The following is a 20590-nucleotide window of genomic DNA, read 5'->3' on the forward strand; positions in this document are numbered from 1 at the left end:
GACATCGCAATTTTTACGGCTGAGCGGGAGAGGGTCAGCCGGATATGTCCAAGCCACAGGCCAAGGCCTACCACCTGCACCGAAGGGATTCTCATGATGAGCACTGTGACCACGAAGGACGGCGTCGAAATCTTCTTCAAGGATTGGGGTCCTAAGGATGCGCAGCCGATCATGTTCCATCATGGCTGGCCGCTCTCGTCGGACGATTGGGACGCGCAGATGCTGTTCTTCCTGGCAGAGGGCTTCCGCGTCGTGGCGCATGACCGCCGTGGTCATGGCCGTTCGGCCCAGGTCGATTTCGGCCATGACATGGATCACTACGCCGCCGACGCTTCGTCCGTCGCGGAGCATCTCGATCTTCGCAACGCCATTCATATCGGCCACTCGACCGGCGGCGGCGAAGTCGCACGCTATGTCGCGCAGCACGGCGTCCCGCAGGGCCGCGTCGCCAAGGCAGTGCTGGTCAGCGCGGTGCCGCCAATCATGCTCAAGACGGAGGCTTATCCCGGCGGCTTGCCGATGGATGTGTTCGACGGCCTGCGCAGCGCCCTTGCCGCCAATCGCGCGCAGTTCTTCCGCGACCTGCCGACCGGCCCCTTCTATGGCTTCAACCGCGATGGCGCGGACGTGAAGGAGGGTGTGATCGCCAATTGGTGGCGCCAGGGTATGATGGGCAGCGCACAGGCGCACTACGAAGGCATCAAGGCGTTCTCGGAAACCGACCAGACCGACGATCTCAAGGCGATCACCGTGCCTACGCTGGTGCTGCACGGCGACGACGACCAAGTCGTGCCGTACAAGAATGCAGGCGTGTTGTCGGCCGACATCCTGCCCAACGCCACGCTCAAGATCTACGAAGGCTATTCGCATGGCATGCTGACGGTGAATGCGGATGTGTTGAACGCCGACCTGCTCGCCTTCATACGGAGCTGATCGTATCGCCGGGGAGATCACTCGATCTCCCCGCCACCATTGCTACATTTCCGGGAGAACCGTGTTGGCTGAGGATCTGCCGCCACAGGACAGCAAGCTGACGCGCTCGAAGCGCGATTGGGCGGAGTCCGGCAAGTTCCTGACCGGCCGCGTTGCCCGTTCTGACAGTGAGCGCCTTCCACCAGGGCAGCACCTCGTGAAGAACTGGCCGGTGCTCGACCTGGGCCGCCAGCCCGACATCGGCCTGCACCGCTGGAAAATGGCAGTCGACGGCTTGGTCGAGCGCCCGTTGTCGCTCAACTGGGACGGTTTCCTCACCCTTCCCCACGAAGAGCGCGTGAGCGACATTCACTGCGTCACCACTTGGTCGCGCTATGATAATCGTTGGAAGGGGGTTTCGACACGCGCCCTGCTCGACCTGGTCGAGCCGCGCGACGAAGCCGTGGCGGTCATGCTGCACGGCTATGACGGTTACACGACCAACCTGCCGCTAAGCGATTTCGCCGCCGCCGATGCGCTGCTGGTGCGCGAATGGGAGGGCAAGCCGCTGACCCGCGAGCATGGCGGGCCAGTGCGGTTGGTGGTGCCGCATCTTTACTTCTGGAAAAGCGCAAAGTGGATCGCGCGGATCGAGCTGATCGGGCGCGACAAGCCCGGTTTTTGGGAAGTGAATGGCTACCATATGCGCGGCGATCCGTGGGCCGAGGAGCGCTATTCCTGAGTTTGAAGTGTTCCCCATCCGTTCGCATTGCGCTAAGGCCTGGGCATGGTCCGCAAGATCATCCATGTCGACATGGACGCCTTCTACGCGTCGGTGGAGCAGCGCGACGACCCCAGCCTGCGGGGCAAGCCTGTCGCCGTCGGCTCCGCCAAGGCGCGCGGCGTAGTCGCCGCGGCGAGCTATGAGGCGCGCACCTTTGGGGTGAAGTCCGCCCTACCCTCGGTTACCGCCCTTCGCCGCTGCCCCGAACTGGTGTTCGTCCGCCCGCGTTTCGACGTATACAAGAACATATCCAGGCAGATCCACGCGATCTTCGCCGAGTTCACCGACTGCATCCAGCCGCTGTCGCTGGATGAAGCCTATCTCGACGTCACTGACAACAAGCGGGACTTGCCAACCGCCTGGGCCACCGCCAAGGCGATCCGTGCGCGCATCCTGGAAGAGACGGGACTGACCGCCTCGGCGGGTATCTCGTACAACAAGTTCCTTGCCAAGCTCGCCTCCGATCACCGCAAGCCAAATGGGCAGTTTGCCGTCACCCCCGAAATGGGCGCGGCCTGGGTTGAGACGCTGCCGGTGTCGCGCTTTCACGGTATAGGCCCGGTGACGGCCCGCAAGATGCAGTCGCTGGGAATTCAGACGGGTGCCGATTTGCGTGCCAAGTCGATCGCGTTCCTCCAGGCGCACTTCGGCAGCTCGGCAGGCTGGTATTATGCCATCGCGCGGGCGGAGGATGAGCGGCCAGTGGAGTCGCACCGGGTGCGGAAGTCCTCAGGGTCGGAGACGACCTTCCACAATGACTTGATCGAAGCGGGTGAGATCGAAGCCGGCGTGCTGCGGATGGCGGACGATGTCTGGGAGTGGTGCGAGAAGGCGCAGGCGTTCGGGCGTACCGTCACCGTGAAGGTGAAGTATCAGGACTTCCAGCAGATCACTCGCAGCCGCAGCTATCCCGCCGTGGTGGATAGCAAGGCGGCGCTGCATGCCGCCAGCCTGGGGCTGATCCGTTCGGTGCTGCCGGCGGAGAAGGGCATCAGGCTGGTGGGGGTTACCGTGTCGAACTTCGAGGCGCAGGGACAATCGGCCGAGGTGGAGCTGCCGCTGTTCGGCTGACCGGCCACTATCTGGTCGACGCGGAAAACAACCTTTCGACGGACAGGATTTCGATGGCTTCGGGGCGGCCGTTAAAGTCGGCACGCTCACCTTCTTCCAATCCGATCAATGCTTTAGCCAGGGGCGCCTGGAAGGAAAGACGGTCGGCGGCCGGTTCGGCCTCGTCGTGGCCGACGATTTCGAGGACACGTTCCTTGCCGCCCATGCGGATGCGGACACGCGTGCCGATGCCGGCCACCCCGTCCTCGGGCGGCGGGGCGATCTCGGCAGTGGTGCGGCGGGTGTTCCAGTAGCGCAATTCGCGGCGGAGGACCTCGCGCGGTTCCTCCTGTGTTTCCAGGGCGACAGCGGCCTCGAGCTCGGCGACCTTGGCCTCGATCAGCGCCTTGCCGCGCGGGGTGACCAGGTTGGGGCCCGGGACCATCGGGATCTCGAACTTGGGCTCCTTGTGCTCCTCATCGCTTTCGCGGCGAAAGGCGACGCTCATCGCTGGGGAAGTTCCTGGAGCGTGGAGGAGACCTTCCACAGATCGATCGCGCCTTCGGTTGCATGACGGTCAATTTCGGCAAGCTCTTCGACTGAAAATGCGAGATTTTGCACGGCATCGAGCGAATTATCGAGTTGTTCGACCGTGCGCGCGCCGATCAGCGCGGAAGTGACGCGCGGATCGCGCAGCACCCAGGCGATCGCCATCTGGGCCAGGGTTTGCCCGCGACGCTGGGCTATGTCGTTGAGCGCGCGGATGCGGGCGAGATTGTCTTCGCTGAGCAGCCCCTGCCCCAGCGAGCCGCCCTTGGCCGCGCGGGCGTCCTGCGGCACGCCGTTCAAATATTTGTTGCTCAGCATACCCTGCGCGAGCGGCGAAAAGGCGATGCAGCCGGTGCCGAGATCGCCCAGTGTGTCGAGCAGGTCCCCCTCGATCCAGCGGTTGAGCATCGAATAGCTCGGCTGGTGAATGAGCAACGGCACCTTGTATTCGGCCAGGATCGCCGCGGCCTGACGCGTCAGTTCGGGCGAATAGGAGGAGATGCCGACATAAAGCGCCTTGCCCTGCCGGTGGAGCTGGGCGAGCGCGCCCATCGTCTCTTCAAGCGGGGTCTTCGGATCGACGCGGTGCGAATAGAAGATGTCGACATAATCGACGTCCATCCGCTTGAGGCTCTGGTCACACGAGGCGATCAGATACTTGCGGCTGCCGCCGACATCGCCGTACGGCCCGGGCCACATGTCCCAGCCCGCCTTGGTCGAGATCACCAGTTCGTCGCGGTGCTGCGCAAAATCGGTCGCCATGATGCGCCCGAAATTCTCCTCCGCCGAGCCGTAGGGCGGGCCGTAATTGTTGGCGAGATCGAAATGGGTGACGCCACGGTCGAACGCACGGCGGAGCATCGCGCGGCCGGTTTCGAACACGTCGGTGCCGCCGAAATTCTGCCAGAGACCGAGGGAGATTGCGGGGAGGTCCAGCCCCGAGCGGCCGCAGCGGCGGTATGGCATGCGGCCGTCATAGCGGGCGGGATCAGCGGTGTAGGGTTGCGGGAAGGCCATGGTGTCTCCGAACTATATCCCCGGCCCTGCCCAAGCAACGCCCGTCCCTGCAAGGGCGGGGGTTGGGTACGAGCCGGAGGCGAGCTTAACGCTTGGGGAAAGGAAAAGGGCCGGGGCATCGAGCCCCGGCCCTTTTCAGACCCAACCCTTGATCCCCTCCCTTGCAGGAGGGCGATAGCGAGCGGTTAGACCGTGAAGCTCTCACCGCAGCCGCAGCTTCCCTTGGCATTGGGGTTCTGGAAGACGAAACCGGCGGTGAAATCGTCCTCTACCCAGTCCATGGTCGAGCCGATGAGGTAGAGCACCGAGGCGCCGTCCACGAAGAAGCTGCCACCGGGCGTTTCGATGCGTTCGTCGAACGGCTTGGCTTCCGTGACGTAATCGACCGAGTAAGCGAGACCCGAACAGCCGCGGCGCGGGGTGGACAGCTTGACGCCAACAGTGCCTTCGGGCGCCTTTGCCATCAGGTCGGCGATGCGCTGTTCGGCCGAAGCCGTCAGGTTTAGCGCGGCGGGGCGGGCGCGGGTCTTCACGTCGGTCATCAGAGCATGCCCAGTTCGAGCTTGGCGTCGTCGGTCATCTTTTGCGGATCCCATGGCGGATCCCAGACGAGGTTCACTTCGGCATGGCCGATGCCGGGCACCGATCCGACGCGCAATTCGACTTCGCCAGGCATCGATTCCGCGACCGGGCAATGCGGCGTGGTGAGCGTCATCTGCACCGCGGCGTGGCCGTCGGCGGTGATGTCGACGCCGTAGATCAGGCCCAGATCGTAGATGTTCACCGGGATCTCAGGATCGTAGATCTCCTTGAGCGCCTCGATGACCGCGTCGTAGAGTTCGCCGCCGGGTTCGCCGGCGGGCTGTGCCTGCGGCTTTTGCGACAGGAAGCCGGACAGATAGTCGCGCTGGCGCTCAGGTTGCGGCGCTTCCGCCTGGGCGGGCTGAGCCTCGGCCGGCGCGGCCACGGCGTCTCCGACACGGGCGCGGGGCGGCGCTTCGACGGCGTCGACCTCTTCCACCATGATCTTGCGCTCTTCGTTCATCCGAAGATCCTCGTCACTCTCTCGATACCTTTTACCAGCGCGGCGATATCGCCTGCGCCATTGTACACGCCGAAGCTGGCCCGTGCCGTGGCCGGAACGCCCAAACTGTCCATCAGCGGCTGGGCGCAATGATGGCCGGCGCGGATGGCGACACTGCCTTCATCCAAGATGGTGGCGACGTCGTGCGGATGCACCCCCTCCACTGCGAAACTGACGATCCCGGCGCTGTCGTGCGGGCCGAACAGGCGCACGCTGTTGATCTGGGACAGGGCGTCGCGTGCCTGCCGCACCAGCGCGGTCTCGTGCGCGTGAATGCGATCGAGTCCGATGCCGTCGACATAGTCGATCGCGGCGTGGAGGCCGACGACGCCGACGATGTGCGGGGTGCCCGCTTCGAACCGGCCGGGCGGAGGGGCATAGGTGGTCTTGGCGAAGGTCACGCGGTCGATCATCGCGCCGCCACCCTGATAGGGCGGCATCGCATCGAGCAGATCGTAGCGGCCCCAAAGCACGCCGATGCCGGTGGGCCCATAGAGCTTGTGACCGGAGAAGACGTAGAAGTCGCAGCCCAGGTCGGCGACGTTCACGGGCAGGCGCGGCACGGCCTGGCAGCCGTCGAGCAGGATCTTCGCGCCGACGCCGTGCGCCAGTTCCACCGCGCGCCTGGCGTCGAGGACCGAGCCGAGCACGTTGGAGACATGGGCGAGCGCGACCAGCTTGTGGCGCTCGGTCAGCATCGCGGCCATGGCATCGAGATCGATGCGGTGGTCGGGCGTGAGTGGGATCACGTCGATCTCGGCGCCGACTTGGCTCGCCACCATCTGCCACGGCACGATGTTGGAATGGTGTTCAAGGGTGGAGAGCAGGATGCGGTCGCCGGCCTTGAGCTGGGTGGCGGCCCAGCACTGCGCGACCAGGTTGATCCCCTCGGTCGCGCCGCGGGTGAAGATCACTTCCTGGGGCTTGCCGCCTATGAAGCGGGCGACGCGTTCGCGCGCGGCTTCGAAGGCCAGCGTCATGTCCGCCGAGCGCTGGTACACGCCGCGATGGACAGTAGCATAGGTCTCGCCATAGCCGCGGGTGATGGCTTCGATCACCGGGCGGGGTTTTTGCGAGGTCGCGGCGGTGTCGAGATAGGCCCAGCCGGCGGGGATGGCGGGGAAGTCGGCCAGGACGTCGAGGGGGGTGGTGTTTAGCCCTGTCCCGCTTGCGGGAGAGGGTTGGGTGAGGGCGTGTGCCTGAGCACCAGCAATGTCGCTTCTGGGCGGCTCACCCTCACCCTGGCCCTCTCCGGCGTGCGAAAGAGGGAGTTTTTGGGGGTGCTCGCTCACAGCGCTGTGTCCAGCCACGCGTCGGCGTCCGCTGCGAAGGCTTCGCGGACGGTGTCTTCGCCGATGCGGGCGAGCGCGTCGGCGACGAAGGCGCGGGTGAGGAGCGCCTTGGCGCGGTTTTCGGGGACACCTCGGCTCTGGAGGTAGAACATCGCGCGCTGATCGAGTTCGCCGACGGTGGCGCCGTGCGCGCATTTGACGTCGTCGGCAAAGATCTCGAGCTCGGGCTTGAGGTTTACCGTGGCGGTGCGCGCCAGCAGCAGGCCACGCAGCGATTGCTCGCCATCGGTCTGCTGGGCGCCGCGCGCGACTTCGACGCGGGCGGCGAGACTGGCGGTCGAGCGGTCGGCGGCGACGGCGCGCCACAGCTGGCGCGAGGAACCCTCGATCGCTTCGTGGCGGACAACGACGGCGGCTTCCTGCTTCTGCGTCTCGCGGGTGAGCAGCGCGCCGCCCATTTCGGCGAACGCACCCTTGCCGATGACGGTGATGCCGCCATCGATGCGGCTGGCCATGCCGCCAGCGGCGAGAAACACCGAAACGAGGCTGGCGGCTTCGCCGATCTCCGCCTCGTCGCGGATCGAGACAAAGCCGGCGGACTGGATCAGGCGGACGGAGCGCATCAGCCGGGCGCCGCGGGCGAGCTTTACCTGGAGCAGGCGATTGGCCCAGCCGGTGCCGGCAAAGGTTTCCACCATCGAGGCGACGGCATCCTCGGCAAGGACGATCTGGGCGGGAACATGGCTTTCACCGCCCGAGCCGAGATGCACGACCTGGATGCAGGAGGCGGCTTGTTGCGCGGCCAGGCTGAGGGTCCAACCCTCCCCTTGCGCCAATTGGCCGAGCGGGTGGGTGGTTTCAGGGGTCCAGCGGGTGATCTGGAGCGGGCCGGGGGTGCTGCGCGCGGGATCGAACACGCCGTCGACGAACAGCAGGCGCGGGCCTTCCAGGTCGAGAAACAGGCTGGCGGGATCGATGCCGGTGGGCTGCGGGGCGCTACCGGCAGCGGTGCGCAGCGCGGCCATGTCGGCCCAGCGCCATTCCTCCTGCTTGGGGGTGGGGAGTTGGAGGAGGGTCATTAGAAGATCCTCCCCAAGCTTGCTGGGGCAAGGGGACCGCCGGCCCCGGGCCGGTGGTGGAGGGGCCGCGACATCGTCGCGGTGCAGCCTCGCACCGAATTCGCCGCTGCGCGGCGCCCCGCCACCATGCTGCGCATGGTCCCCCTCCCCGTTCCGGGGAGGATTGTAGTGAGAACACTCACGCCGCGATGGCTCCATAGCCTTCGCGTTCCAATTCGTGCGCCAGTTCGGCGCCGCCCGAGCGGACGATGCGGCCATCGGCGAGGACGTGGACGAAGTCCGGCTTCACATAATCGAGCAGCCGCTGATAATGCGTGATCAGGATGACCGCCTTGTCCGGCGCGCGCATGATGCGGTTGATGCCGTCGCCCACCGCTTTCAACGCATCGATGTCGAGACCGCTGTCGGTCTCGTCGAGGATCGCGAGCTTGGGGCCGAGGATGCCCATCTGAACCATTTCGTTGCGCTTCTTCTCGCCGCCCGAAAAGCCGACATTGACCGGGCGCTTGAGCATGTCGTGGTGCATGCCGAGCAGATCGGCCTGGGCCCGGGCGAGCTTCAGGAACTCGGCGCCCGAGAGCGGGCCCTCTCCGCGCACGCGGCGCTGGCTGTTCAAGGCTTCGCGCAGGAACTGGACGTTCGAGATGCCGGGGATCTCGACCGGATATTGGAAGCCGAGGAACAGCCCGGCAGCGGCGCGCTGATCGGGCTCCATCTCCAGCAGGTCTTCGCCGTTCAGGGTAACGGTGCCGCCGGTGGGCGTGTAATTGCCGCGGCCACCTAGCACATAGCCGAGCGTCGACTTGCCCGCACCATTGGGGCCCATGATCGCGTGGATCTCGCCGGCGTTCACCTGAAGGCTGAGGCCCTTCAGGATTTCCTTGCCTTCCACTTCGGCGCGCAGGTTTTCGATATTCAGCATGGTGGTTCCAGAATTCAGAGCGGCACGGTGAGCAGGCGCACGGAGGTCAGCGCGCCGGGCGCGTTATAGACGTCGACGCGGCCGCCATCGGGCAGCTGCCAGATGATCTTGTATTGCTTGGGGGTGACGATCGCTTCGGCGACGTCGCGTTCGATGGCGTCGAGCGTGCGCTGCATGCCCCTCCACCAGCGGCCGCTGACCAGCCGGTCGCCGCGCTGGACGCGGCCTTGCGTGAAATCGCTTTCCACATAGGCGCGGCAATCGCTGATCGCGGTGTCGATCGCGGCCTGGCGCGCGCCCTCATCGCGCGGGGCGACGCCGATGCGGCGGACGATGCAGCGGGCATGGCGCGTGGCGATGCCGATCTGGGGCGAATTGCTGACTTCAACGCCGCCGCTGACATTCACGGTCTGGAGGGCGGCGGCGAGCAGGATGGCGAGACTCATGTTCTATTCTTCTCCGCGTCTTAGCCGACCGAGCCTTCGAGACTGATGCCGAGCAGCTTCTGCGCCTCGACCGCGAACTCCATGGGGAGCTGTTGCAGCACTTCCTTGGCGAAGCCGTTGACGATCAGCGCCACCGCCGCTTCCTGGTCCAGCCCGCGCTGGCGGGCATAGAAGAGCTGGTCCTCGCTGATCTTCGACGTCGTGGCCTCATGCTCGATCTGGGCGGAAGGGTTCTTGACCTCGATATATGGCACGGTGTGGGCACCGCACTGATCGCCGAGCAACAGGCTGTCGCACTGCGTGAAGTTGCGGACGTTTTCCGCACCCGGCTGCACCAGCACCTGGCCGCGATAGGTGTTGTCGCTGCGGCCCGCGCTGATCCCCTTCGACACGATGGTCGAGCGGGTGTTCTTGCCCAGATGCAGCATCTTGGTGCCGGTATCGGCCTGCTGCCGGCCGTTGGTGACGGCGACCGAGTAGAATTCGCCGACCGAGCCGTCGCCCTTGAGGATGCAGGACGGGTATTTCCAGGTGATCGCGCTGCCGGTTTCGACCTGGGTCCAGCTGACCTTGGCGTTCTTGCCCTCGCACAGTGCGCGCTTGGTCACGAAGTTGAAAATGCCGCCAACGCCATTCTCGTCGCCGGGATACCAGTTCTGGACAGTGGAATATTTGATCTCGGCATCGTCCATCGCGACCAGCTCGACCACGGCGGCGTGGAGCTGGTTCTCGTCGCGCATCGGGGCGGTGCAGCCTTCGAGATAGCTGACGTAAGAGCCCTTGTCGGCGACGATCAGGGTGCGCTCGAACTGGCCGGTATTTTCCGCGTTGATGCGGAAATAGGTGGAGAGCTCCATCGGGCAGCGCACGCCCTCAGGGATGTAGACGAAGGTGCCGTCGGAGAAGACCGCGGCGTTGAGCGCGGAAAAGAAGTTGTCGCGCACCGGCACGACCTTGCCGAGATATTTGCGGACCAGATCGGGATATTCGCGGATCGCTTCGGAGATCGAGCGGAAGATGACGCCGGCGGCTTCCAGTTCCTTGCGGAAAGTGGTGGCGACCGAGACGCTGTCGAACACCGCGTCGACTGCGACCTTGCGCGCGCCTTCGACGCCGGCGAGGACCTTCTGCTCCTCGATCGGGATGCCTAGCTTTTCGTAGACGCGCAGGATCTCGGGATCGAGCTCGTCGAGGCTGCCGATCGTCTTCTTCTGCTTCGGCTCGGCGTAGTAATAGGCGTCCTGATAGTCGATGTGCGGGATCGCCAGCTTGGCCCATTCGGGAAGCTCCATCGCCTGCCAGGCGGCGAACGCCTTCAAACGCCAGTCGAGCATCCAGGCGGGCTCGCCTTTCTTGGCCGAGATGTAGCGGACGGTATCCTCGCTCAGCCCCTTGGGCGCGAACTCCTGTTCGACGTCCGAGGCGAAGCCCCATTCATACTTCTTGTTCGCGGCGGCATGCGCCTCGGCATTCCTGGTGGCCATCAGGCTTCCCTACTCAAACTCGCGAGGCTCACCCCCGCCAACGCGCCCTTCACGGCGCCATTCACAGCGGCCCAGTGCGGGCGGACCCGGCACGAACCCTCCACCGCGCAGTCGTGGCGGCTCACGTCGACACAGGTCGTCAGCGCGATCGGCCCCTCAATCGCCTCGACGATGTCAGCGACCGAGATCGCGGCCGCGGGCCGGGCGAGGCGAAAGCCGCCGCCGGTGCCCCGCGCGCTTTCGATCAGCCCGGCTGCCGACAACTTGCTCACCAGCTTCTGCACGGTGGGCAGCGGAAGCCCGGTTTCGCCCGCCAGCGCAGTCGCGGTCAGCCGACAGGTCGCGCCGCACTGGCGGGCGGCGGCGGCCATCATCACCACGGCGTAATCGGCTAAACTTGACAGTCGCATCTTCTACAATCGGACGAATATGTTCCGATTGGGCAGATGGGCTCAGTTACGGCGCCCGTCAACCTCTTCGGGGAAAACTTCGGGGAGGAAGTGGAAGTCCGCGTCGCCTAGGGTGACCGCCAGAACGGGATCGATGCCGGAGCGCAGGCTGGTCGGCGTATGGCCAGTGAAATGCTTCACTTCGTTGATCATGTGCGACTGGTCGGCGAACGGCCCGACCACGACGCTCATCGGTGCGCCCTGGTAGATCTGCATCGCCGCACGGATCGCACGGAACTTGCGCTTGAGCTTGGCCGGCGAGCTGCCGAAATATTCCAGGCACAGCCGCTGCACCTGGCGTTCGCCAAGTCCGCTGGTGTCGCCGATCACGGCGTAAAGCTCGTCAATAGTCGGAGCCTCGCTGGCCGCCCATTCGCGCACCGCTTCCAGGAACGGGAAGTGCGGGTCGGGGACCGGCTTCACTTCCTCTTGCCGCATGATCAGCAAGGGCGCGAATGCCGAGATCATCTGGTCAAGCGTCGACATGCCACGAAGCTGCTGGAGAAGCGCCGGGGCGCGCTCGCAAAACAGCTTCGACCCGTCGATATTGTGGTCGGTAAACTTGTTGGCCGGCAGTCCGATCAGCGCCTTCCACCCCACCGCGCGCAGCGTGACGCCGAAGCAAGTGACCGGACCCCGCAGCTTGTAATGCGCCGCCGCCGTGCCGGGCCCCGAAACCATGATCGGTTTGCTGCGCTCGACATGGCCGTCGGGATAGGTGATTTCCCCCTCCCCTTCGATCAGAAAGCGGATCTGGCCCAAGTCGACGCGCTCGGTGCGCTCGAACTCCTCGGCATCGCAACGGTACAGGAAGTAGCTGTCGACGTGCGGCAGCAGCCGCCCCGTCGCACGTTTCACTTCAATCGTCGCCTGCGCGACGGCCAAGGGGCCAACGGGTTCCGGTCCTTCTTTTCGACGAATAGCGGCCCGCATTGTCAGACCCGAACTCCCAGGGGCAGATTATGTCTATCTGCGAAAGGGATATACCAGAAAGCTGGTTCAATAAAAGTAGCCCGGCCAGTTGCCTGGCCGGGCTAGTAGAAAGGGTCCCCCCGTTGAAAGTGGAACCCCTCGGGTCGCAAAGACGGGATAGCCCGACTCGCCCGCGGCGTATTGGACAGAATCGACACGCGCCGCTTTGACCCCGGGAAATCGAGGTGCGAAGGCGCATTTCATGGCCTATCCTCTTCGTTCCGCCCTGTTCGCGCTCGACGCCGAAAGCGCCCACCGTGCCACTATCGCGGCGCTGCGCGTTTGGGGCAGCGTCGGCGCGCCATTTCGGACCTCCATTCCGGATGCATCCTTGCCCGTCCAACTGGCCGGCATCTCCTTTCCAAACCCGGTCGGCCTGGCCGCGGGACTCGACAAGAACGGCGAGGCGATCACCGGGCTGTTTGCGCTGGGATTCGGCGCAGTGGAGATCGGCACGCTCACCCCGCGCCCGCAGCCCGGCAACCCCAAGCCGCGGCTGTTCCGCCTTGCCGAGGACGAAGCGGTGATCAACCGCATGGGCTTCAACAATGACGGCCTTCAGGCGGCACTCGAACGCGTTGCGAAACTGAAGCAGCGCCAAGGGGTGCTCGGCATCAATGTCGGCGCGAACAAGGATTCGCCCGACCGCGTCGCCGACTATTCCGCCGGAGTCGCCCGCGCCGCGCCGCTGGCCGACTATCTGACGATCAACGTCAGTTCGCCCAACACGCCCGGTCTGCGCGACCTTCAATCGCGCCCGGCGCTCGACGAACTGCTGGCAGCGGTGGATCGGAGCCGAATGCTCGCCGGCGGCACGCGCCGCCCGGTATTCCTCAAGATAGCGCCCGACCTTGACCGTGCCGGCATCGAAGGCGCGATCCGGGCGGCGGTGGACAACCGCGTCGATGCGCTGATCGTTTCCAACACCACCGTTTCCCGTCCGCCGCTTCGTTCGAGCCTTGCCGGACAAGCAGGCGGCCTGTCCGGCGCGCCGTTGCGCGAACTGGCCCGCGCCAAGCTGGCCGAAGCACGGATGATCGCCGCCGGCGCGCTGCCGCTGATCTCGGCCGGCGGTATCGACAGCGCGGATGAGGCGAGGCGCCGGATCGATATGGGCGCAGTGCTGGTGCAGGTGTACAGCGCGCTGGTCTATCGCGGTCCCGGATTGGCGCGCGAGATGCTGCGCGGCCTGGCGGCACGCTGACGTATCGCCTTTGCCGCGCCTGCAAATCGGGTTAGGCCGTGGTGCAATGAAGCAACTGGTCGCAGCGCTCGCCCTTCTGTTCTCGCCCGTGCCCGCGCTGGCGCAAGGCATGGTGAGCGCGGCCGACCCACGTGCCGCAGCGGCCGGCGCCGAAATCCTTCGTGCCGGCGGCAGCGCGACCGACGCGGCGATCGCCACCATGCTGGCACTGGGCGTGGTCGAGCCGCAAAGCTCCGGCATCGGCGGCGGCAGCTTCATCCTGCAATACGACGCCAAAGCGAAGCGAACGACCAGCATCGACGGGCGCGAGACCGCGCCGATGGCCGCCGATCCGCGCTGGTTCTACGACGCCGAAGGGCGCCCGATGAGCCGTGCCGCGGCGGTGCCGGGTGGCCGCAGCGTCGGCGTGCCCGGCGCATTGCGCGCCATGGCGCTGGCCCATGAGCGTTCGGGCAAGCTGCCCTGGGCCAGGCTGTTCGATCCCGCGATCCGGCTGGCCCGGCAGGGCTTTCAGGTCACCCCGCGGCTCAACAATTCGCTCGCCCGGTTCGGCGGCCATATCGATGCCGGGCTGCGCGGGATCTTCATGCCCGACGGCAGCCCGCCTGCGGTGGGTGCTACCGTGCGCAACCCCGAACAGGCCGCGCTGCTGGAGCGTGTGGCGAAGCTAGGCCCCGACAGCTTTTATGTCGGCCCGCAGGCGCAAAAGCTGGTCGCAACCGTGAACGGCGCCGCGCGCAATCCGTCCAAGATGGCCACAGGTGACCTTGCGGCCTACGCGGCCAAGGAGCGCCCGGCGCTGTGCGGCAAGTACCGGGTCTACACCGTTTGCTCGATGGGACCGCCCTCTTCCGGCGGCATCACGGTGCTGATGATCCTTAAGCAGCTCGAGCGGTTCGACATGGCCAGGCTGGGCAAGGATTCACCCGTCGCCTGGCACCTGTTCGCCGAATCCTCCCGCCTCGCTTATGCCGATCGCGACCTGTATCTGGGCGATCCCGATTACGTGCAGGTGCCGCTCAAGGGCTTGCTGGACCGCCGCTACATCGCCGCGCGTTCCGCGTTGATCGATCCGGCGAAGACCATGTCAAGCGTCGCCGCCGGCACGCCCGCCGACGCCCCGCCCCGCGTCCCCGTCGCGCCAAGCGAAGTGCCCGGCACCACCGATCTGGCGGTGACCGACGGCGCCGGCAATGTCGTCCAAGTCACCACCACCGTGGAGGGGCCGTTCGGATCGGGACTGTCGATGGACGGCATCGTGCTCAACAACCAGCTGACCGATTTCGACACCGTGCCCGAAAAGAACGGGTATCTGGTCGCCAACCGGCTCGAACCGGGCAAGCGGCCCCGCAGCTCGATGGCGCCGACCATCGTCTATGGCCCCGATGGCAAGGTGCGCATCGCGGTGGGCGCCGCAGGCGGATCGACGATCATCGCCCAGGTCGCCAAGGCGCTGGTCGGCGTGCTCGACTGGAAGCTGTCGGCCCAGGACGCGATCGGACTTGGGCTGGTCTATGCGCCGGGAATGACCGCCACGCTTGAAAAGGGCACCACGGTGGAAGCCATGGCGCCGGCGCTTCAGGTGCTGGGCGAGCGCGTGCAGGTCGCGCCTATGGGGCTGAAGGCCAACGCCATCGAGCGCGTGCGCGGACGCTGGGTCGGTGCCGCCGATCCGCGCAGCGAAGGCGTGGCGATGGACCAACAGGGACGCATGGCCGTTATCCAGCGTGCAGGCGCGCAGCCGAACCGGCCATCGGAATAAACGGGATGCCCACAGGCGCACCCGACAAGGGGAGAAGGATGCGTACACTCGAACGGTTCGACAATCTGGTGCAGATGTTCTTCACGCGGGCACGCGAGAAGGGCGATGCGCCGTTCCTGTGGCACAAGGCCGAGGGAGCGTGGCAGCCGACCAGCTGGGCACAGGCGGCGCGCCAGGTCGCGAGCCTGGCCAATGCGTTCCAGGAGCTGGGGCTGAAGCCGGGCGACCGGGTGATGCTGGTGGCGGAGAACCGGCCGGAATTCTGCATCACCGACCTGGCGATCATGGCCGCGGGCTGCGTGAGCGTTCCGACCTACACCACCAATACCGAACGCGACCATCTGCACATCATCGAGAATTCGGGTGCGTGCGCAGTCGTGGTCGCCAATGCCAAGCTGGCCAAGACGCTGCTGCCTGCCGCGATCCGATCCTCGTCGGCACGGATGATCATCGGCATCGAGGACCTGCGCATCGGGCAGCAGGGCAGCCTTGCCTTTCACGACTGGCATCAGCTGATCGCGCAGCACGCCGCCGATCCCGAGCGGATCGCCGCGCAGGCTGCCTTCGCCCGTTCGGACCTGGCGTGCATCATCTATACCAGTGGCACCGGCGGCTCCCCGCGCGGGGTGATGCAGCATCACGGCGCGATCCTGCACAACGTCAATGGCTGCTGTACCGTGATCTCCGAGGATTTCGGCTGGGAAGACGAAGTGTTCCTGTCCTTCCTCCCGCTATCGCACGCGTACGAGCATAGCGGCGGGCAGTTCTTCCCGATCGGGCTGGGCGCGCAGATCTATTATTCCGAAGGCCTCGAAAAGCTCGCCTCGAACATCGAGGAAGTGCGGCCGACGATCATGGTGGTCGTGCCGCGGCTGTTCGAAGTGCTGCGCACCCGCATCACCAAGCAAGTTGAGAAACAGGGCAAGTTTGCCAACTACCTGCTCGCCAAGGCGCTTGAGCTTGGTGGGAAGAGGGCCGCGGGCACCGGCTCGGTGTTCGACAAGCCGGCCCAGCTGCTGATCAACGCCACGCTGAAGCCCAAGATATCCAAGCGCTTCGGCGGGCGGATCAAGGCGATGGTGTCGGGCGGAGCGCCGCTCAATCCCGAAGTCGGCATCTTCTTCGACTCGCTGGGGCTCACGCTGCTCCAAGGCTACGGCCAGACCGAGGCCGCGCCGGTGATCTCGTGCAACCGGCCCCAGGCCGGGCTCAAGCACGACACGGTCGGGCCGCCGCTCGCCAACACCGAGGTCCGCATCGCCGAGGATGGCGAGATCCTGGTGCGCGGAGAGCTGATCATGCACGGCTATTGGCGCAACGAGGAAGAGACCGCGCGGGTGCTGAAAGACGGGTGGCTCCACACCGGCGACATCGGCAATATCGATGCGCAGGGCCGCATCCAGATCACCGACCGCAAGAAGGACATCATCGTCAACGACAAGGGCGACAATGTCGCGCCGCAAAAGGTGGAGGGCATGCTGACCCTCCAAAGCGAGATCGTCCAGGCGATGATCGCCGGCGACAAGAAGCCGTACATGACCGCAGTGATCGTCCCCGACCCCGAATGGACGCAGGAATGGTGCGCCAGGAACGGAACCCGGTGCAGCTTCCGCGACCTGAGCCGCGACCCGGAATACAAGGCGGCGGTGGGCAAGGCAGTGGAGCGCGTGAACCGCGACCTTTCGGTGACCGAGCGGGTGCGCAAGTTCATCATCGCCGACGCGCCATTCACCATCGAGAACGAGCAGCTGACGCCCAGCCTGAAGATCCGCCGGCACATCCTGAAGCAGGTCTATGGCGAGCGGCTGGACGCGCTGTATTGAGGCGCTTTAGCCCCTCCCCTTTAGGGAAGAGGCTGGGGTGGGCGCGGAAGAGGCCGGGGGTCGATCCCCCGGCCTTTTCCTTTTTGCCGCCAGGTCGGGTGCTCGCTTGCGCTCGCCACCCATTCCCGGCCCCTCCCTTTCGAGGAGGCAAGAAGGTCGGGTTACTTCTCCGCCTTCTCCGGGACCACGATCATGGTCCAGTCCTTTTCGGGGCGCAGATACTTCACCGCCAGCGCCTGGATATCCGCCGGGGTGACCCGCGAATAATCCTGCGCCAGCGTCTGCACGCCCTGCACGATCGCGGGATCGTAGCTGCCGCCGGCGACCAGCCGCATCCAGAACATGTTGCCGCTGGAGGCGCGCAGAATCTGCTGCTTGAGCGGCGCCACGGCACGTTCCAGTTCGTCGGCGTCAATCGGCTTTGCGACCAGATCGGCGGCGATGTCGCGCGAAAGCTTGAAGAAGAAGTCGGTCTTGTCGGGCGGCACCATGCCCAGCGCGATCAGCTTGCCGCCCGCGGTCATGCCGAGCGGCCACTGGCTGGCGACGTTGGGCGAATAGCTCACCCCGGCCTGGCTGCGCAGCTGATCGATCAGGCGGTCGCGGAACACCGCCGCCAGCAGATCGAGCCTGCGGCTTTCGGTGATCTCGGCAGTGCCGCCACCGGTCGGCCAGGCGATCGCCGCGGCGGCCTGATCGCTCTTGCCGGTATGGGTACGCACCACGGGCGCCGCGACATGCGCGGGGAAGACGACCGGCGCAGCGGGCACGCCCGCGGCGGCGCGCGGCTTGAGCGCACCAAAGGTCGCGGCCACGGCTTGCACCGTCGCCTCGGCTTCCATGTCGCCGAACACTTCAACTTCGATCGGGCCGGTCGCGAGCAGCGGCTCCCAGAACGCGCGGAAGGATTCAGGCGTGGTCGCGCCGATCACTTCGCGCGTGGGCAAGCCGAAGCGCTGGTCGCCCGAACGGCTGAGCCTTTCCAGGTCGCGGCCGAGCACGCCGTCGGGCGAAGCGGAAAGCCCGGCATAGCCAGACAGCATCGCCGCCTTGGCGCGCAGCACCGGGTTCGGGTCCCAGGTGGGATAGGCCAGCTTGGTCGCGAACAGGCGAAGCTGATCGGCAAGATCGGCCTTGTTGGTTTGCCCGGTGAAGGCAAACGCGTCCTCGGAAATGTCGAAGTTGAGGCCGATCTGGCGATTGCCAGTGAGCGCGTCGAGCTCTTCCTGGCCAAGCTTGCCGATGCCGCTGGCCATCAGCGCGGGCTCGCCGGCCCAGAGCGGCGTCGCACGGTCGGCCGGCACCGCGTTCAGGCCGCGGCCGAAGCGGACATTGACATAGACTTTGCCCGTTTCCGACGCGTCGGGCCGCATCAGCAGCCGCACGCCGTTGGACAGCACCACCTTTTCGATGTCGACGCCCTGAAGCAGCGGTTCGCGGCTGGTCACGGTCGCCGGCTTGCCGAGCTTGGGCAGCTGGTTGATGTTAACGGTGCCGATCGCCTTGCGCTTGCCCACGCCGGTGACGTTGGCCTGAAGCGCGGCGGTGACCTTGGTCACGGCCTGCGGATCGGGGGTGCGGGTGTTGACCAGCGCGCGCACCGCCGTGCCTTCGAACACGCGCTTCGACGCGGTCTGCACGGTGGCGGGGGTGAACATCTTGGCGGCGATCGCCTGCTTCAGAATGTCGTAGCTTGCCTGGGGCGTGGTGACCGTTTCGTTGATGTCGACCGCTTCGACCAGATCGTCCGCCAGTTTTGCGCCCGCCTCGACCGGGGCGGTGTTGATGCGCTGCTGCATCGACGCGCCGATCTCGGCGAGTTCGCGGTCGATCTCGGCCTGGGTCGGCGGCGTCGCGGCGGCATCGGCGATCATGCCACGCACTTCGCGCAGCGAGCCCTCCCAATCGTCGCCCGAAGGCAGCACCTGCACGGTGGTGATGTTGGCCGAGCGCGCGATGTCGCTCAAGTCGGCGCCGGCGGCGATGAACGGCCCGCCCGAGCGCGCACGCGATTCCAGCCGCCGGTTGATGATGCGGATCGCGACCATGTCGACCATGCGCTTCTGGTTGAAGATCACCGTGTCGGAGAACACCGTCCAGGGACGCACGATCGCCATCATCGCCACGGGCTGCAACGCGGGTTCCACCAGGCTGGCGGCGATGGGATGGCCGGTTTCGGGTTTGCCGAAATCGGGGCTCTTGGGCGCGGGGCCGACGCCTTTCCACGCGCTGAAATGCTTGACGACCATCGCTTCGAGCACCGCGGGATCCACATCGCCCGAGATGATCACGGTCGCGCGTTCCGGCCGGTACCAGCGGTCGTGGAACGACTGCACGCTGGCGGGGGTCGCGGCAGTCAGCGTTTCGGGCGTGCCGATCGGCTCGCGGTCAGACAGCAGCTGGCCGGCGAACATCAGGTCCAGCATCTGGTCCTGCAGGCGCTTCTGCGGCCCGGGCTGCTCGCGCCCTTCGGCCATCACCACCGGGCGTTCGGCATTGAGCGAGGTCGCGTTGATGATCGGCCCCGTCATCATGCCGGCCAGGATCTTCATGCTTTCGTCCAGCCCGGCGGGCGTCGCCATGGGCAGGTCAAGCTTGTACACGGTCTGGGTGAAGGTGGTGCTGGCGTTGCTGTCCGACCCGAAGGTCACGCCCAGACGCTGCCAGATGCGCTTAGAGTCGCCATCGGGCACGTGCACCGATCCACGGAAAGAGAGATGTTCGAGCAAGTGGGCGAAGCCGCGCTCGCTCTCCTGCTCCATCAGCGAGCCGGCATCGATCCGCACGCGAACCGCGACCTGGCCCGGCGGGACGCCGTTCTTGCGCACCGCGTAGCGCACACCGTTCGAGAGCCGGCCGAATTTCCACTCCGCGTCATGAACCAGGTCGCTGCCCTTGTAGAGCCACGGATCGTCCGCGATCTGGACCTGGCGAGGAGCGGTCTGCGCCACGACCGGCAGAACCGGGTTGAGCGAAAGAACAGCAAAAGAAGCGAGAAGCGCGGTGCGCAAGGAACGAAGCATGCGGCCTCATCTAATGGGGACGGCCCGCCCATGCCAGCACCAAGCTTTCGCGGAGGTGTACGAGTTGGGCCGCGATTTCCGTCACATGGGCCGGGAAACCAACTGTTTCCGCCTCCCCGGCTTGATCGTGCCTGCGCACGAGGCCACATGGGCGCCATGCTGATCGAGACCGAACCGACGCCGAACCCCGCGACGCTCAAGTTCCTGCCGGGCCGCCCGGTTATGGACGCCGGCACCCGCGACTTTGCCACGCCCGAAGAGGCCGAAGCCTCGCCGCTTGCCGACGCGCTGTTCGGACTGGGTGACGTGACCGGCGTGTTCTTCGGCCGCGACTTCATTTCGGTCACCGCGGCGCCGGGTGTCGAGTGGAACGGCTTGAAGCCCGATGTGCTCGGTATCCTGCTCGATCACTTCTCCGCCAACATGCCGCTGTTCCGCCAGGGCAGCGCCGCGGGCTTCAGCGTGCCGCCCGAAGCCGCCGACTTCGGCGGCGACAATCCCGAGGACGCCGACATCGTCGCGCAGATCCGCGAGCTGATCGACACCCGCGTCCGCCCGGCCGTGGCCAATGACGGCGGCGACATCGTCTATCGCGGGTTCGACGCGGGCAAGGTCTATCTCCAGATGCAGGGCGCCTGTTCAGGCTGCCCCTCGTCCAGCGCCACGCTCAAGAATGGCATCGAGCAGCTGCTCAAGCACTACGTCCCGGAAGTAACCGAAGTACGGGCCGTCTGAGCA

19 protein-coding genes are annotated in these 20590 nt (G+C 66.0%); 7 read left to right on the forward strand and 12 right to left on the reverse strand.

Annotated elements, in window-relative coordinates; translation table 11 throughout:
• The first annotated feature begins 96 nt into the window (after window positions 1–96).
• The 3 genes from FHT02_RS06170 to dinB all read left to right on the forward strand — a co-directional run bounded on the left by FHT02_RS06170 (window position 97) and on the right by dinB (window position 2767).
• On the forward strand, window positions 97–933 hold the full coding sequence (locus tag FHT02_RS06170; RefSeq protein WP_184085615.1) for an alpha/beta fold hydrolase: 837 nt from the start codon (window positions 97–99) through the stop codon (window positions 931–933).
• 64 nt (window positions 934–997) lie between these two features.
• Window positions 998–1654 (forward strand): sulfite oxidase-like oxidoreductase, encoded by a 657-nt coding sequence (locus FHT02_RS06175; protein ID WP_184085617.1) that lies wholly within the window; start codon window positions 998–1000, stop codon window positions 1652–1654.
• 45 nt (window positions 1655–1699) lie between these two features.
• Window positions 1700–2767 carry a DNA polymerase IV gene (gene dinB / locus FHT02_RS06180; protein WP_184085619.1) on the forward strand — a complete coding sequence of 356 codons (1068 nt, stop codon included), beginning with the start codon at window positions 1700–1702 and terminating at the stop codon, window positions 2765–2767.
• 7 nt (window positions 2768–2774) lie between these two features.
• Here the strand turns inward: dinB and FHT02_RS06185 are convergent, their stop codons facing one another.
• The 11 genes from FHT02_RS06185 to FHT02_RS06235 all read right to left on the reverse strand — a co-directional run bounded on the left by FHT02_RS06185 (window position 2775) and on the right by FHT02_RS06235 (window position 11926).
• On the reverse strand, window positions 2775–3254 hold the full coding sequence (locus FHT02_RS06185; RefSeq protein WP_184085621.1) for a GreA/GreB family elongation factor: 480 nt from the start codon (window positions 3252–3254) through the stop codon (window positions 2775–2777).
• On the reverse strand, window positions 3251–4312 hold the full coding sequence (gene mgrA, locus FHT02_RS06190) for an L-glyceraldehyde 3-phosphate reductase (RefSeq protein ID WP_184085623.1): 1062 nt from the start codon (window positions 4310–4312) through the stop codon (window positions 3251–3253). The genes FHT02_RS06185 and mgrA overlap by 4 nt, the downstream gene beginning before the upstream one ends.
• Before the next feature lie 185 nt (window positions 4313–4497).
• Window positions 4498–4854, reverse strand: coding sequence for a HesB/IscA family protein (locus FHT02_RS06195; protein ID WP_184085625.1), 357 nt, complete (start codon window positions 4852–4854; stop codon window positions 4498–4500).
• Entirely contained in the window at window positions 4854–5357 is a 504-nt protein-coding gene (locus tag FHT02_RS06200) for an SUF system Fe-S cluster assembly protein (protein WP_184085627.1), read from the reverse strand. The genes FHT02_RS06195 and FHT02_RS06200 overlap by 1 nt, the downstream gene beginning before the upstream one ends.
• Window positions 5354–6529, reverse strand: a complete 1176-nt coding sequence (locus tag FHT02_RS06205) for a cysteine desulfurase (protein WP_221239352.1) — start codon at window positions 6527–6529, stop codon at window positions 5354–5356. The genes FHT02_RS06200 and FHT02_RS06205 overlap by 4 nt, the downstream gene beginning before the upstream one ends.
• 155 nt (window positions 6530–6684) lie before the next feature.
• Complete coding sequence (locus tag FHT02_RS06210; RefSeq protein WP_184085629.1) at window positions 6685–7767, reverse strand: SufD family Fe-S cluster assembly protein; 1083 nt, start codon at window positions 7765–7767, stop codon at window positions 6685–6687.
• A 178-nt stretch (window positions 7768–7945) separates the two neighbouring features.
• On the reverse strand, window positions 7946–8689 hold the full coding sequence (gene sufC / locus FHT02_RS06215; protein WP_184085631.1) for a Fe-S cluster assembly ATPase SufC: 744 nt from the start codon (window positions 8687–8689) through the stop codon (window positions 7946–7948).
• Between the two features lie 14 nt (window positions 8690–8703).
• The gene (locus FHT02_RS06220) at window positions 8704–9135 is read right to left on the reverse strand and encodes a hypothetical protein (RefSeq protein WP_184085633.1); all 432 of its coding nucleotides are present in this window, start codon (window positions 9133–9135) and stop codon (window positions 8704–8706) included.
• Between the two features lie 20 nt (window positions 9136–9155).
• A complete protein-coding gene (gene sufB / locus FHT02_RS06225; RefSeq protein ID WP_184085635.1) occupies window positions 9156–10619 on the reverse strand; it encodes a Fe-S cluster assembly protein SufB in 1464 nt (487 codons plus the stop codon).
• Window positions 10619–11029 (reverse strand): SUF system Fe-S cluster assembly regulator, encoded by a 411-nt coding sequence (locus tag FHT02_RS06230; RefSeq protein ID WP_184085637.1) that lies wholly within the window; start codon window positions 11027–11029, stop codon window positions 10619–10621. The genes sufB and FHT02_RS06230 overlap by 1 nt, the downstream gene beginning before the upstream one ends.
• Window positions 11030–11071: 42 nt before the next feature.
• Complete coding sequence (locus tag FHT02_RS06235) at window positions 11072–11926, reverse strand: helix-turn-helix domain-containing protein (RefSeq protein WP_184085639.1); 855 nt, start codon at window positions 11924–11926, stop codon at window positions 11072–11074.
• A gap of 316 nt (window positions 11927–12242) precedes the next feature.
• Between FHT02_RS06235 and FHT02_RS06240 the strand changes: the two genes are divergently transcribed.
• The 3 genes from FHT02_RS06240 to FHT02_RS06250 are packed head-to-tail and all read left to right on the forward strand — an operon-like array spanning window position 12243 to window position 16829.
• The gene (locus tag FHT02_RS06240) at window positions 12243–13244 is read left to right on the forward strand and encodes a quinone-dependent dihydroorotate dehydrogenase (protein ID WP_184085641.1); all 1002 of its coding nucleotides are present in this window, start codon (window positions 12243–12245) and stop codon (window positions 13242–13244) included.
• Between the two features lie 46 nt (window positions 13245–13290).
• Window positions 13291–15006, forward strand: coding sequence for a gamma-glutamyltransferase (ggt, locus tag FHT02_RS06245; protein WP_184085643.1), 1716 nt, complete (start codon window positions 13291–13293; stop codon window positions 15004–15006).
• Window positions 15007–15044: 38 nt separating this feature from the next.
• The gene (locus tag FHT02_RS06250) at window positions 15045–16829 is read left to right on the forward strand and encodes an AMP-dependent synthetase/ligase (protein WP_184085644.1); all 1785 of its coding nucleotides are present in this window, start codon (window positions 15045–15047) and stop codon (window positions 16827–16829) included.
• 161 nt (window positions 16830–16990) lie between these two features.
• Here the strand turns inward: FHT02_RS06250 and FHT02_RS06255 are convergent, their stop codons facing one another.
• Window positions 16991–19852 (reverse strand): M16 family metallopeptidase, encoded by a 2862-nt coding sequence (locus FHT02_RS06255; RefSeq protein ID WP_184085646.1) that lies wholly within the window; start codon window positions 19850–19852, stop codon window positions 16991–16993.
• A 156-nt stretch (window positions 19853–20008) separates the two neighbouring features.
• Here FHT02_RS06255 and FHT02_RS06260 point away from each other — a divergent pair, with 156 nt between their 5' ends.
• Window positions 20009–20587 carry a NifU family protein gene (locus FHT02_RS06260; protein ID WP_184085648.1) on the forward strand — a complete coding sequence of 193 codons (579 nt, stop codon included), beginning with the start codon at window positions 20009–20011 and terminating at the stop codon, window positions 20585–20587.
• The last annotated feature ends 3 nt before the right edge of the window (window positions 20588–20590 follow it).

Origin of the sequence: Sphingomonas xinjiangensis, from assembly GCF_014199255.1 — a bacterium.
GTDB classification, from domain to species: Bacteria; Pseudomonadota; Alphaproteobacteria; order Sphingomonadales; family Sphingomonadaceae; genus Sphingomonas; species Sphingomonas xinjiangensis.